Origin of the sequence: Streptomyces sp. NPDC091387, from assembly GCF_044756945.1 — a bacterium.
GTDB lineage: Bacteria > Actinomycetota > Actinomycetes > Streptomycetales > Streptomycetaceae > Streptomyces.
This window is the reverse complement of the sequence record NZ_JBIVTZ010000019.1, coordinates 44,419-58,151: the sequence shown is the minus strand read 5'-3', so window position 1 is coordinate 58,151 and position 13,733 is coordinate 44,419. Positions and strand designations below refer to the sequence as shown.

Sequence of the window (13,733 nt, the reverse complement as noted above, 5' to 3'; positions counted from 1 at the left end):
ATCTCCCATGCACATCCTCATGGTCGAATGCAACCCGAACGGCATCGCCGGCATCGCCAACGCCCTCCAGCTGGGGCACGACGTCACCTTCGTCTCCGCCGACCCCGACTTCTACCTCGGCGCCTCGCCGCTGGCCGAGGCGGCCTTCGCCCACCCCAAGTGCGATGTGATCAAGAGCGTCGAGGCCTTCTCCATCGATGAGCTGGAGCGGCTCGCCAAGGAGATCCACGCCGCCAAGCCGGTGCACGGCGTCATGACGTACAGCGAGTACCACACGGTGCACGCCGCGTCGGTGGCCCGCTCGCTGGGCCTGCCCGGGATGAGCGTGGAGGGCGCCCTCAACGCCCGCCACAAGCACCGCACCCGCCTCACCCTGGAGCACACGGACGTGCGCCAGCCGCGCTTCGTGGCTGTCGCGGACCCGAAGGACATGGTGGCGGCGGTCCGCGAGATCGGCTTCCCCTGCGTGGTGAAGCCGTCCGACGGCACGGCGAGCCTGCACGTGCTCCTGCTCCGCGACGACCAGGAGCTCACCGACTACCTGGCCGACCTGGCGAAGGTGGACGACTACGGCCGCGGGGTCACCCGCATCCCGGAGATCGTCGTCGAGGAGTTCGTCGAGGGCGAGCTGGTCTCGGTCGAGGCCTGCGTGCTCCAGGGCGGCGAGATCGTCAACCTCGGGATCACCGACCGCAATCTGAGCGGCTTCCCGTACTTCATCGAGATGGGCCTGACCTACTTCCGCGGCCACCCGCTGGAAGCGGAGCTGTTCACGATGAACGAGAAGGTCCTCAAGGGCCTCGGCGTCGACTTCGGCTTCATCCACGCCGAGTACATCCTCGCCGCCGACGGCCCGGTCCTCTGCGAGGTCAACGGCCGGCTCACCGGCGGCATCGTGCCCCAGCTGATGGAGCTGTCCAGCGGCGTCAACCCCTACCTGGAGGTCATCCGCCAGGCCCTGGGCGAGGAGCCCGAACTGCCCGTCCCCGGCGAGGTCATCGCCGGCGGCCACTGGTTCGGCTCGCCGGTCGACGGCGAGATCGTCTCCATCGGCTTCGACCGCCTCAAGGGCACCCCGGGCTTCGAGGAGGCACTGGCGTACGCCAAGCCCGGCCGCACCGTCTCCCGGCTCTCCAAGAGCAACTTCGACTGGCTCGGCCACCTGATCTACACCGGCAAGGACCGCGACGAGGCGTCCGGCCGGGTGCGGGCGGCGCTCGACGACATCGAGTTCACCATCACGGCGAAGGTGGCCCGCTGATGCGCGTAGCCATCCCGGAACTCGACCCGGGCGCACTGTACGAAGTCGCGGTGGAGGAGGGCCACTTCGCGTCCGTCCGGGCCGTCGCGGACCGGGACGCGGACGACAGCGTCACGCCCGAGCTGTGGCCCGGCTTCACCGAGGCCCACGCCCACCTCGGACTGCCCGCCAACTTCGACGACTCGCTGGACGACCCGCGCATCTCCGCGATGCAGTACCTCTACCACGGGGTCACGCACGTCGTGGACATGTTCGGCTTCCCGCTGGTCAAGGAGGGCTGGGAGCAGGGCAGGAGGGAGTCGGGGATGCCCTGGCCCGAGGTGGCCCACTGCGGATACGCGGCCACGGCCACCAAGGACATGGACGGCCACTACGGCCACGGTGTCGAGTTCCCGGCCCCCGTCTTCATGCTGGGCGTCCAGGACGACCTGGCCACGGTGCTGGCGGCCAACGCGGTGCGCGGCGCGACCTTCCTGAAGGTCATGTTCACCGAGGGCGCCGAACAGCCGGAGAGCGCCAAGCGCTTCTCCCGGCTGCCGGCCGACATCCTCGCCCACGTACCGAGGCTGGCCGCCGAGGCCGGTCTGAAGACCGTCATCGACTGCAACACCCGCGACGAGGTGATGCAGGCCTACGCGTTCGGCTTCCGGATCTTCGCCCACCCGGTGCGGGACGTCGGCCTGTCGGCCGCCGACTGGCAGCGGCTGGAGGGCGCCCGGTTCGTCTCCACCCTCAGCGGGCTGCGCCCCATGATCATGGAGCGCGAGGACTTCCTGCGCGAGTACGAGCGGCCCGGTTTCCGCGAGACCCAGGATCTCGCCAACCTCAGGTACGTGTCGGAGATCGAGGAGCCGTTCGGCATCCGGTTCCAGGTCCAGGACACCCGGACGGCGGCGCTGGTCAACATGCGCGACAACAGCCTGGCGGCGCTGGAGCGCGGGAAGCTGCTGATCGGGACGGACTGCGGCAACACCGGCGCCTTCCACGGCGACGCGCTCAAGGGCGAGCTGGATCTGCTGGCCGGTGACGACCTGGGCAAGCCGGGGCTGCGCGAGGCACTGCTGCGTACGGCGACCAGCACGGCCCGCGGCTTCTTCGACGAGCTGTCGGGGCGCGATCCGGTGACGGACCTGATCGCGCAGGGCCTTCCGGCCACCTTCAACCTGATCGCCCCGGCCGCCGCCGGCCGTCCCCTGTCGGAGCTTCCGCAGGCCACGTACGTACAGGGCAGAGCTGTCGACCGCGACGCGATCGTGGCGGCGATCCGCGGCCTGCGCGCCACCCCCACCCAAGGAAAGGTCACCGTATGAGCCGCCAGGAACGCCATGTCCTGAGCCCGGAGACCCGCAAGGTCCTGCTGGGCGTCAACTCCGGTATCGCGCTCGCCCATATCGGCAACTACATCTGGTTCCCGCACCTGATCTCGACGCTCGGCGTGGAGTACAGCGGCTTCTGGGCCGGGTTCGTGATGTTCCTGACGTACGTGGGCCGGCTGAGCGCCACCTTCTTCTACGAGGGGGTCGCCGCCCGGTTCGGTACGCGGTCGAGCATCATCGTCGGCATCGCCGTGGAGGCCGTCGCGCTGGGCGGCATGGGCTTCGCGCACGGGGTGTTGTTCTACAGCCTGCTCGCCTTCTTCGTCGGCTTCGGCTCCGGGGTGTCCTTCCCCGGTCTGAAGAACATCCTGGGCACGCTGCCGGAGAAGGACCGCCCCAAGGCCTTCTCCTCGTTCCAGATGTCCTGCCAGCTCGGTGTCATCGCGGGTTCGGTGATCGGCGGGATCTTCCTCGGCTCGTCCATGGCGATCCTGTTCCTGGTGGTGTTCGTCCTGTTCGCCGGGTACTGCGCCGCCGCGGCCTCGTTCATCCCGGCCGACGCGGGCGCGAAGGCCGACCCGTCGGCCGCGAGGGCGCCCCTGGTCAACGTGGCGATCCTCAAGGGCCTCCAGCTCGGCGGGGGCGGCAGCTACTTCCTGCTCTCCAGTGTCTTCTGGGTCCTGTCGATCACCTTCCTGGTCGGCATGCCGCTGCACATGGAGGAGTTCGTCTCCGAGATGCCGGTCTCCACCCCCTTCTGGATCACCGGTCTCGCGCTCCTGGTCCTGCAGTACCCGGCGTTCCGGTACATGTCCAAGCGGCTGCGCCCCGGCCAGGTCATGGGGGTCGCGTTCCTGGCGATGGCGGTGGCGTACACCCTGTTCGGCGCGGGTCAGACGGCGACCTGGGTGGTCGTGGGCTGCCTGGTGGTGGTCTTCGGCGACATCCTGTTCACGCCGTCCTTCGACCTCTGGGTCGCCAACCGGATGCCGGCGGACCGGCTCGCGCGGGCGATGGGCGCGATGCACTTCTTCCGCAGCTTCGGCAACATGATCGGCACCCTGTCCGCCGGGGCGCTCTACGACCTCTCGCGCTCCACCGACACCCCGGGCCTCAACTGGTACGTGGTCGGGGCGATCGCGCTGGTCTGCGCGGGCGTCAGCTTCCTCTCCGCACGGCGGGAGGGCGTCGCCGCCACGAGCGAGCCGGCGGAGGCCGCGCCGACCGCGCAGGTCCCGCCCGCTCCGGAGCCCCGGGAGACGGCCGGGACCACGGCTTGATCCCGCTTCCCCCCACGTACGGCGCTCGAACAGAGGGACCCGGTCCGCTTCCGCGGACCGGGTCCCTCTGTTCGTACAGGCGGAGCTACCGCACTCAGGCGGTGGTACGGCCGTTCACCAGGCGCGGGAGGATCCGGAAGCCGATGCCTCCGGCGATCATCGTCGCGGCGCCGACCAGCAGGAACGTGGTCTCGGCGGCGCCGGTCTCGGCGAGCTCGTCCTTGCCCTTGCCCTGCTCGGCCGGCTGGTTGCCGACCGAGTCGGTGTCGGTGTTGTCGGCGCACTCGGCACCGTCGAGGTCGACGGTGCAGGTGCCCGCGTTGCCGCCGTCGGTCCCGGAGCCGGAGCCACCGGTCGCCGCGTCGCCACCACCGGCAGCGGCGTCACCGCCACCAGCGGCCGCGTCGCCACCACCAGCAGCGGCGTCACCGCCACCGGCCGCCGCGTCGCCACCACCAGCAGCATCTTCACCACCAGCGGCAGCGTCGCCACCACCAGCAGCGTCCTCACCACCGGCCGCGGCGTCGCCACCACCAGCAGCGTCCTCACCACCAGCGGCAGCGTCGCCACCACCAGCAGCGTCCTCACCACCGGCCGCGGCGTCGCCACCACCAGCGGCGTCCTCACCACCAGCGGCAGCGTCGCCACCACCAGCGGCATCGTCACCACCGGCCGCGGCGTCGCCACCACCGGCGACATCCGCGCCACCGGCCACGTCAGCGCCACCAGCCACGTCGGCGCCACCAGCGACATCGGCACCACCGGCCGCGTCGCCACCACCAGCGGCGTCCTCGCCACCCGTGGCGTCACCGCCGCCCGCCGCGTCGTCGTCACCGGAGACACCGATGTTCACGCCGCTCTGATCGGCCTCGGCGTTGACGCCGAGGCCGACGGCCTGCGCCGCACCGGCTACGGTGAGCGAGGCGCCCGCGGCGATGACCGCACTCGCGGCGATCCGCGCGACGCGTACTCGCGTCTTCTTCGTCATGTGCTGCTACCCCCAGTAGCTGTTCTCGTCAGTGGAGCAGCCATATGCGGGCCACGGCCCTGCGGGGTTTGCTCCGAACGCCGGCCGACGTCGTGCCGTGGCCGTGCCGCCCGCCCCCGATCACACCCGTCCCAGACATACGCATGCTGCTCCAGCAGCCTGGCCAGAGTTAAGGACTACGTCAAGGCCGTTCCGCGCAATGTGCCCCGGTTTGAAGGTCGTTGCCCTTCATTCGGAACCACGACTGTGACGCGTTCACCACGGCATCACCCCGACTCGCCCGTTCCGGAACGAGAGGGGCCCCGGGCGGTGGTGACTGCCCGGGGCCCAACTGCTGTACGGAGGAGACTACTTCTCGTTCTGCTTGCGCCAGCGGATGCCCGCCTCGACGAAGCCGTCGATCTCGCCGTTGAAGACCGCTTCCGGGTTGCCCATCTCGAACTCCGTACGCAGGTCCTTGACCATCTGGTACGGGTGCAGGACGTACGACCGCATCTGGTTGCCCCAGGAGTTGCCGCCGTCGCCCTTGAGGGCGTTCATCTTCGCCTGCTCCTCCTGGCGGCGGCGCTCCAGGAGCTTCGCCTGGAGGACGTTCATCGCGGATGCCTTGTTCTGGATCTGCGAGCGCTCGTTCTGGCAGGAGACGACGATGCCGGTCGGCAGGTGGGTCAGCCGGACCGCGGAGTCCGTGGTGTTGACGCCCTGGCCGCCGGGGCCGGAGGAGCGGTACACGTCGATGCGGAGCTCGGACTCGTCGATCTCGACGTGGTCCGTCTGCTCGACCACCGGCAGCACCTCGACGCCCGCGAAGGACGTCTGGCGGCGGCCCTGGTTGTCGAAGGGCGAGATCCGGACGAGCCGGTGGGTGCCCTGCTCGACGGAGAGCGTGCCGTAGGCGTACGGCACCTCCACGGTGAAGGTGGTCGACTTGATGCCGGCCTCTTCGGCGTACGCCGTCTCGTAGACCTCGGTCTTGTAGTTGTGCCGCTCGGCCCAGCGCAGGTACATGCGCTGGAGCTTCTCCGCGAAGTCCGCGGCGTCGACGCCGCCGGCCTCGGCCCGGATGGTGACCAGGGCCTCGCGCGCGTCGTACTCGCCGGACAGGAGGGTACGGACCTCCATCTCGTCGAGCGCCTTCTTGACGGAGGTCAGCTCCGACTCGGCCTCGGCGAGCGCGTCCGCGTCGCCCTCGTCCTCGGCGAGCTCGAAGAGAACCTCGAGATCGTCGATCCGGCTGCGCAGCGCCTCGGTCTTGCGGACCTCGGCCTGCATGTGCGAAAGCTTGCTGGTGATCTTCTGCGCCGCCTCCGGGTCATCCCAGAGGGACGGCGCTGCCGCCTGCTCCTCGAGCGCGGCGATGTCCGCCCTCAGCGCATCCAGGTCCAGGACGGCCTCGATCGACCCCATGGTCGAGGAGAGGGACTTCAGCTCTTCGGAAATATCGACGACTGCCACGGGTCCAGCGTAACGGCTGTCGGCGCGGACGTTCCTCGGGCCGTGTGATCGCCGTCCCGCGGGGGCGGTGCCGGGGCCGGATTCCGGCGCGCTCAGGGGGCGCCGGGGGCGGAGTTCCCGGGGGCCTGCGGGGGCGCGTCCGCGTCGTCGCCGCTCATCGCCAGCCAGCCGCCGACGCCGAGTCCGGCGACCAGCAGCAGGGCCACCGCGCCCAGCGTGAGGCGGCGCTTGCGGATGGCCGCCGCCTTGTTGCGCGCCGAGCCGGGCCGGGGCCGGCCGGGGGCGCGCGGGGCGCGGGCGGTGCCCCGGGGGCCGCCGGACAGCTCGTCGGGGGCCGGGACGCGCATGCTCGTGTGGGTGTCCCGGTTGGAGTCGGGGGACGAGCCGGGGACCAGCGGCACCGCGCCACGACGGCGGGGCTCCTCCGCCGCCGGGGTGTACTGCTGCTCGTCGTAGCTCTGCCCGTGCGGCTGGGGCTCCGGTTCGTCGTCCGGCTCGTCCACGTCCAGGGGCGGTATGCCGGCCAGCTGCGGGAGCTGCTCGCGCAGCCGGGCCGCCAGCTCGGAGGCGCGCAGCCGGGAGGCCGGGGCCTTCGCCAGGCACTGGACCAGCAGCTGCCAGAGCTCCTCGGGGATGCCGGGGAGCGGGACGACCGTCTCGGTGACGTGGCGGCGCAGGACGGCGCCGGGGTGGCCGCCGCCGAAGGGCGTGAAGCCCGCGAGGAGCTCGTACAGCACCGTCGCGAGGGCGTAGATGTCGACGGCGGCGCGCGGCGGGAGGCCCTCGACGATCTCGGGGGCCAGATAGTCCGGCGTCCCGATGATCTTGGTGGCCTTGGTGCGGCGCGGGGTGTCGATCAGCTTGGCCACGCCGAAGTCGGTGAGCAGCGCGGGGTGGGAGTTGCCGGGGCCGAGCGGGCCCTCCATGTCGAGCAGGATGTTCTCCGGCTTGACGTCGCGGTGGACCACTCCGGCGGCGTGCGCGGCGGCGAGGCCGTCGGCCACGTCCGCGACGATCGCGACGGCGGCCTCCGGCGCCAGCCTGCGTTCGCGGTCGAGCCGGGTGCGCAGGTCCGTGCCGCGGACCAGGTCCATGACCAGGGCCAGGTCGTTGCCGTCCACCACGAGGTCGCGGACGGCGACGATGTGCGGATGGTCGAGTCCGAGCAGGGCGGTGCGCTCCTGGACGAACCGCCCGACGAGTTCCTGGTCCGACGCGAGGTCCTCGCGGAGCAGTTTGATGGCGACGGGCCCCTCGGGGCCGTCGCCGAGCCACACCGTGCCGGCGCTGCCGCGCCCCAGGATCTGGTGGGCGGTGTACCGGCTGCCGATATTCCGTGCCAAGACTGCTCCCTCAGCGGCTGGCGATTGGGCCTTCGCGCAACAACCCCCGGTCGACAAAGTTACGCGGCGATCGGGGGGTTGCGTGCCCTGGATGGCGCCAACCTTCACTTCTGCGTACGAATTGCCGTCGAATTGGTTCGCAGAAGTCGATATAGCTACAGAATTGACGGGGCGTCCGGCTGCGTCGGCGGCGCCCCGCTCCGTCAGTTGCCGCTGCCGCCCAGCTTCGAGACCCAGTCGGAGACCGTACTCGCGGCGTCGCTGATCGCGTGCCAGTAGCTCTCGCCCTGGCCGATCCAGTCCTTCAGCGGGGTCAGTTCCCAGATCAGCCAGCTCGCGACGACGAGCAGGACCAGCGTGAACAGGCAGCCCTTCAGGCAGCCGAGGCCGGGGATCTTCATCGGGTTGGCGCTGCGCTGCCTGGGCTCGCGGGGCGCGCGCTGAGCAGGCTGCTGGGGTTGCTGCGGCTGCTGAGGCGGCGCGTACTGCTGGCGCTGCTGCGGCTGGTACTGCTGTTGCTGCTGCTGGGGTTGGTACTGCTGTTGCTGCTGCTGGGGTTGGTACTGCTGTTGCTGCTGGTACTGCTGCTGCTGCTGAGGCTGCTGCCGGTTCTGCGGCGGGTACTGCTGCTGCCGGCGCGGCTGCTGCTGTTGCTGGGGCTGCTGCTGACGCTGGGGGCGGCGGCGCAGCGGGTCCTGGCTCGGGTCGAGGTACTGGACCTGCGTCTGGTCGTTGCGGTCGCGAGCGGCCTGGAGCTGGGACTGCCAGGGGTGCGGCCCGTCGGGCTGCGGGGCCCCGTCCGGCTGCGGCGGGACGGGCGGCAGGACCGCGGTCGGGTCGGCGTGGCCGCCGCCCGGTCCGGCGTTCTGCTGCATGACGCTGGTGGCCGCGTTCGGGTCGTACGAACCGGCGTTGCTCGGCAGCACCTGCGTCGGGTCCGCCGCTCCGGGCGTCTCCGGGACGGCCGTCGGCGCCGGGTCGGGGGCGAGCAGGGCGGCCACCCCGTCGGCGGCCGCGATCTGCGCGGAGTTCGCGTGCACGCCGATGCCGGCGGCGACGGTACGCAGCGCGCGGGCCAGGTTCTCGGCGCTGGGCCGCCGGTCCGGGTCCTTGCTCAGGCAGCGCTCGATGACCGTCCACAGCGGTGCGGGGACGGTGCTGGGGCGGCGGGGCTCCTCACTGAGGTGCCGTTGCAGGACTTCGAGCGCCGTGCCGCCGGCGAACGGCGGCCGGCCGGTGAGCAGCTCGTACAGCAGGATTCCGGCGCCGTAGATGTCGACGGCCGAGGTCTGCGGGCGGCCCTCGGCCGACTCCGGCGCCACATAGGCCGGGGTGCCGACGAACTCGTGCGTCCGGGTCAGCCCCGGGGAGTCCGCGAGCCGGGCGATGCCGAAGTCGGTGAGCATCGGGTGCATCACGCCGTCGCGCTCGGAGACCAGCACGTTGGCGGGCTTCAGGTCGCGGTGGACGACGCCGTCGGCGTGGCTGGCGGCGAGCGCGTCGGCGATCTGCGCGGTGAGCAGCGAGGCGGCGACCGGGGTGAGCGGGCCGTTGTCGCGGAGGTAGCGGTGCAGGTCCGGGCCGTCGATCAGGTCCATCACCAGGGCGAGGAGGTCTCCCTCGACGACCAGGTCCCGGGTGCGCACGATGTTCTCGTGGGTCAGCCGCAGCAGCACGGAGCGCTCGCGCAGGAACCGCATCACGACATCCGCGTCGTTGGCGAGCTCCTCCTTGAGGACCTTGATCGCGACGAGCTCGCCGGGCTGGCCCGTGACGGCCGCCTCCGCGCCCGCGGCCTCACGCTGGCGGGCGCGCCAGACGGTGCCCGTGGCGCCGCGTCCCAGCGGCTCCTCGAGCAGGTACTTGCTGCCTACCGGCCGCACGTCATGCGCTCCCTGCTGATCGTGGTGCTTGCGGTCCCCCGGATTCCTCCAGAAGTTTCCGGCCCACTCTAGAGCCTGTCCGGCGGTGGGTGGCCGGCTCCGCCCGGTTGCCGCTTTGTCCGGAATTCCCGGGGGGACCGGATCTTCCCGCTCCCCGCGCACCGGTTGCGGAGGAAGACGCTCACTTCGGCCGGATGGTTGCCGCGCCCGGCCGCGCGCGGCGTCCCCGGGCGAGGGTTCCGGCCGGATCGGCACCGCCGAAGAACGGGCCAAGCAGGCACTTTTGGGCGCACAGCCGACCTTTCAAGATCACTTAGCGGAGACCCGCGGGCGTGTTGTCAGTGGCAGGTGCGAGGATGCCTCCAGCACGGAACTGTGGGGCCGGGAGCCCTGCGATACGTGACGAACCTGTACCGGACGACGCGTCCGTGCCGGGTGGGGGGAATCACAGGGCGTTTCCCCTGCCTGGCACCCCGCGCAGAAGGGACCGCTGACGGCGATGCAGATCCGGCTGACCGTCCTCGCGCCGCGCAGCGGCCAGACCCCGGCGCGCGCCTGCGATGTGCTGGTCACCGCCCCCGCGGGGACGGCGCTGGCCACCGTGGCCTCCGGCCTGGCCGCGGCCGTCTCCGGGCCCGACGGCTCCCTCGGCAGCGGTGCGGTGGTGCTGTTCGCCGGGCGGGAGCGGCTCGACGCGCAGCGCAGCGCCCTCGGTGAACCGCCCCTGGTCGACGGGGCGGTGCTCTCGCTCCAGGTCCCCGGCGAGGACGAGTCGACGGACGACGCCGTTCCGGCGCGGCTGCACGTGATCGCCGGACCGGACGCGGGCGGGGTCCACCTGCTGCACGGCGGGCAGATCCGGATCGGCCGCTCGGCCGAGGCCGATGTTCCGCTCGACGACCCCGACGTCTCACGGCTGCACTGCGCGGTGACGGTCTCCGACGACGGCCGGGTCGCGGTGGCCGACCTGGGCTCCACCAACGGCACCTCGCTGGACGGCACGGAGGTGCGCGACCGTCCGGTCCGGCTGAAACCCGGTGCGCTGCTGCGGCTCGGCGAGTCGACGCTCCGGCTGACCTCCGGGGCGCGTACGCCGACGCTGAGCACGGCGCCGGACGGCGAGGGGCACCTGCGGGTGGCCAGGGCGCCGGCCGACGCGGACCATGACCAGGACCCGGTTCCGGGACACGGTTACGGGGACGGCTCCGCCCACGGGTACGGCGAGGCCGTGCCCCCCGACCACGAGGAACCCGACTTCCACGGCCACGAACGCGGCGCGCGGGACGACGACCGGGGCGGGCACCCCGCGGCCCGGCCGCGGCCCGGCTCCGGGCGCCCCCGCCACCCGGACGAGGAAGCACCCCGGCGGGGCATAGGCGCCTGGGCCCGCCGGCTCGCGGGCGGCAAGGGCGACCCGGTGCACGAGAGCGCTCCCGACGAGACGGCCGCGCCGCTTCCTGACCCCGCCACCTTCACCGCGCCGCCCACCGCCCCGGAGGGCACCTGGCCCGATCCGGCGTCCGTACTGCTGACCGCGATCGGACCCGGCCCCCGGCTGTGGGAGCGCGACACCGCGCATCCGGAGGCGCTGGTGGTCCGGCTGGGCACGACCGAGCGGGCCGAGCTGCCGGCCGTGCCGGTGACGGTGGGGCTGCGGGAGGCGGGTTCGCTGGGGCTCGCCGGGCCGCGCGACCGGCTGACGGGGCTCGCCCGCTCCGCGGTGGCGCAGCTGGCCGCCCTGCACTCCCCCGCCGATCTGGAGATCGTGCTGATCAGCGCGGACCGGGCGCGCGGGGTGGAGGAGCGACGGCGCGAGTGGGCCTGGCTCGGCTGGCTGCCGCATCTGCGCCCGATGCACGGCCAGGACTGCCGGCTGCTGCTCGCGTTCGACCGTGAGCAGGCCGTCGCCCGGACCACGGAGCTGGTGCGCCGGCTGGACGACGGGCCGCTGGGGCCCGGCTGGGCGAGCGTGGACCGCGCGACGGTCGCCGAGGCCGCCCGGCACTACGAGGGCCCGTTCACCGTGGTGATCGTGGACGGCGACCCCGGCTCCTCCGCGCTGCGCGAGAGCACCGCCCGGCTGGCCGGGGCGGGCGCGGCGGCGGGCATCCATCTGATCTGTCTGGCCGAGACCCCGGCCGCCACCCCCACCTCCCCGGTCGCCGCGACCTACGAGGCGGCGTGCCATGCCTCGATCGCCTTCCGGGAGTGCGGGGCGGTGGCGATGCTCAGCGGCGATGTGGCGACGGCGCTGCGGCTGCTGCGGACGGCGGGCGGCCGGGCGGCCGGCCACGGCACGGTCGCCGCGGTGGACGCGGTCTCCGCTCACTGGGCGGAACGGTTCGGCAGGGCCCTGGCCCCGCTGCGCGCGGAGGGCTCGGCCGGGCTGCCCGGCCGGCCGGCCGCGGTGGCGCTCCCGCCCTCCGCCCGCCTCCTGGACGAACTGGGCCTGGCCCGCGCCACCCCGGCCTCCCTGATGGCCCGCTGGGCCTCGACGGCGGACGACCAGCCGGGCGCGACGGTCCGCGGCTCCGGCGGCGCGGCCCCCCGGGTGGGAGCGCAGCGCACGAGCGGCGAGACACCCCGCCCGTCCGCCGCCCGGGGCACGGACGCCCCGGGCTCGGGCCGTACCCCGTACCCGAACGCCGTGGAGAGCCGGGGTTCAGGACGCACCCCTTACCCCGACGGCACGTACGCCCCGGGTTCGGGCCGTACCCCGTACCCCCCTCGCGGCGGCTCCAACGAGACCCACGCGGGGATGCCGCGCGGCGCCTCTGGCCTCGACGCGTACGACCGCGGCTCGGGACGCACCCCGTACCCCGAGCGCACCGACGGCTCCGCGTCCGGCCGCACCCCCCACCCCCGGGTGGGCGGGCAGCGGTACGACGGGGGGCCCGGGGACACGCCGAGTTCCCGCACCCTGCCCGGCTCCGACACCCGTGCCCGGTACGGGTCCGCGGAGGTGTCCGCCGATCTGCGGGACAACGACAGCCTTCGCTCCGCCGGTTCGGGGCGTTCCTCGAACCGGGTCAGCGGGCCGCGTCAGAGCGACGCACCCCGGGTCGCCGCACGCGGCTCCGCTCCCGGCGGTGCGGCGGCGGACACCGGTTCCCGTCCGGCCGCCCCCGCCGACGCGGGCGCCGCCTTCGCCGGGCGGCCCGTCGTGGTGCTCGGGGCCGGGCCCCGGGGACCGGTGAGTGTGGATCTCGCCGACGAGGGCCCGCACCTCCTCATCGAGGGGCCGGGCGGCAGCGGACGTACCGAACTGCTGAGGGCGGTCGCCGCGTCGCTGGCGGCCGCCGCCCGGCCCGACCGGCTCGGCATCCTGCTGGTGGACGGCGCCGGGGGCGAGCGCGGCGAGAGCCTGCGTCCCTGCACCGAACTCCCGCACGTGTTCTCGCACCTGGTGGCCTCCGATCCGGTCAGGATGCGGGAGTTCGCGCAGGCGCTGGGCGCCGAGGTGAAACGACGGGCCGAACTGCTCGGCGGGCTCGACTTCGCCGAGTGGCACAGCCGGTCCGGGGCTGCGGGGCGGCCGGGCGGTCCGTGGCCGTCGAGCGCGGCCGAGCAGCGCGGCGACGTGGACTCCCAGATGAGCGGCACCCTGCAGCTGCGGCACGCCGCGGCCCGGCCGCCGGAGCCGGGACCCCCGCCGCTGCCCAGGCTCGTCGTGCTCGTGGACGACTTCGACGCGCTGATCGCCCCGGCGCTGGGCAGTCCGGGCCGACCGGCCGCGGGTTCGGTCGTCAGGGCGCTGGAGGCGGTGGCCAGGGAGGGCGGCAGGCTCGGCGTCCACCTGGTCGCGACGTCCGCCCGCCCGGACCGCACGGAGGACACGGACCTGGCCCGCGGGGCCCGGCTGCGGGTGGTGCTCGATCCGCCCGTCGTGCCGCCCTCGCCGGACGAGCCGGCGCCGGGCCGCGGACGGCTGGGTCATCCGGACGGGCGGGTGACGCCGTTCCAGGGCGGCCGGGTCACGGGGCGCATTCCGCGCACGGCGACGCTGCGCCCCACGGTCGTACCGCTGGAGTGGGAGCGGATGGGCGACCCGCCCACCCGTCGCCCGGTGCGCGAACTGGGCAACGGGCCGACGGACTTGGCGCTGCTGGCCAGTGCGCTGGAGCGCGCGGCGCGTTCGGTGAACGCCGCGCCGCTGGCGCCGCTCGCGCCCGCGCACCACTGAAGGGGCGACAGGCCCGAGCTACGG

General features: G+C 73.2%; 8 protein-coding genes. 4 read left to right on the top strand and 4 right to left on the bottom strand.

All coding sequences use genetic code 11. The features are described from left to right. The first annotated feature begins 7 nt into the window (after positions 1-7). From ACIQM0_RS32070 to ACIQM0_RS32060, 3 genes are read left to right on the top strand one after another with little or no spacing between them, the layout of a single operon-like run. A complete protein-coding gene (locus ACIQM0_RS32070; protein WP_401293464.1) occupies positions 8-1,261 on the top strand; it encodes an ATP-grasp domain-containing protein in 1,254 nt (417 codons plus the stop codon). Continuing rightward, a complete protein-coding gene (locus ACIQM0_RS32065) occupies positions 1,261-2,571 on the top strand; it encodes a hydrolase (RefSeq protein ID WP_401293461.1) in 1,311 nt (436 codons plus the stop codon). The genes ACIQM0_RS32070 and ACIQM0_RS32065 overlap by 1 nt, the downstream gene beginning before the upstream one ends. Next, the gene (locus ACIQM0_RS32060; RefSeq protein WP_401293458.1) at positions 2,568-3,857 is read left to right on the top strand and encodes an MFS transporter; all 1,290 of its coding nucleotides are present in this window, start codon (positions 2,568-2,570) and stop codon (positions 3,855-3,857) included. The genes ACIQM0_RS32065 and ACIQM0_RS32060 overlap by 4 nt, the downstream gene beginning before the upstream one ends. A gap of 94 nt (positions 3,858-3,951) precedes the next feature. Here the strand turns inward: ACIQM0_RS32060 and ACIQM0_RS32055 are convergent, their stop codons facing one another. From ACIQM0_RS32055 to ACIQM0_RS32040, 4 genes are all read right to left on the bottom strand, one after another. Then, positions 3,952-4,845: a hypothetical protein gene (locus ACIQM0_RS32055; RefSeq protein ID WP_401293455.1), complete on the bottom strand. Its 894-nt coding sequence runs from the start codon at positions 4,843-4,845 to the stop codon at positions 3,952-3,954. Positions 4,846-5,193: 348 nt separating this feature from the next. Further along, positions 5,194-6,300: a peptide chain release factor 2 gene (gene prfB / locus ACIQM0_RS32050; protein ID WP_401293452.1), complete on the bottom strand. Its 1,107-nt coding sequence runs from the start codon at positions 6,298-6,300 to the stop codon at positions 5,194-5,196. 92 nt (positions 6,301-6,392) lie between these two features. Next, a complete protein-coding gene (locus ACIQM0_RS32045) occupies positions 6,393-7,643 on the bottom strand; it encodes a protein kinase (protein WP_401293450.1) in 1,251 nt (416 codons plus the stop codon). Positions 7,644-7,846: 203 nt separating this feature from the next. Beyond that, complete coding sequence (locus ACIQM0_RS32040) at positions 7,847-9,526, bottom strand: protein kinase (protein WP_401293448.1); 1,680 nt, start codon at positions 9,524-9,526, stop codon at positions 7,847-7,849. Positions 9,527-10,025: 499 nt separating this feature from the next. Between ACIQM0_RS32040 and ACIQM0_RS32035 the strand changes: the two genes are divergently transcribed. Beyond that, positions 10,026-13,709 carry an FHA domain-containing protein gene (locus tag ACIQM0_RS32035; protein ID WP_401293445.1) on the top strand — a complete coding sequence of 1,228 codons (3,684 nt, stop codon included), beginning with the start codon at positions 10,026-10,028 and terminating at the stop codon, positions 13,707-13,709. The last annotated feature ends 24 nt before the right edge of the window (positions 13,710-13,733 follow it).

Excerpts from the sequence above, each read along its gene's own strand:
- ACIQM0_RS32035 (WP_401293445.1), top strand. The coding sequence starts at position 10,026 with ATGCAGATCCGGCTGACCGTCCTCGCGCCGCGCAGCGGCCAGACCCCG.
- ACIQM0_RS32055 (WP_401293455.1), bottom strand. The coding sequence starts at position 4,845 with ATGACGAAGAAGACGCGAGTACGCGTCGCGCGGATCGCCGCGAGTGCG.
- ACIQM0_RS32065 (WP_401293461.1), top strand. The coding sequence starts at position 1,261 with ATGCGCGTAGCCATCCCGGAACTCGACCCGGGCGCACTGTACGAAGTC.
- ACIQM0_RS32070 (WP_401293464.1), top strand. The coding sequence starts at position 8 with ATGCACATCCTCATGGTCGAATGCAACCCGAACGGCATCGCCGGCATC.
- ACIQM0_RS32060 (WP_401293458.1), top strand. The coding sequence starts at position 2,568 with ATGAGCCGCCAGGAACGCCATGTCCTGAGCCCGGAGACCCGCAAGGTC.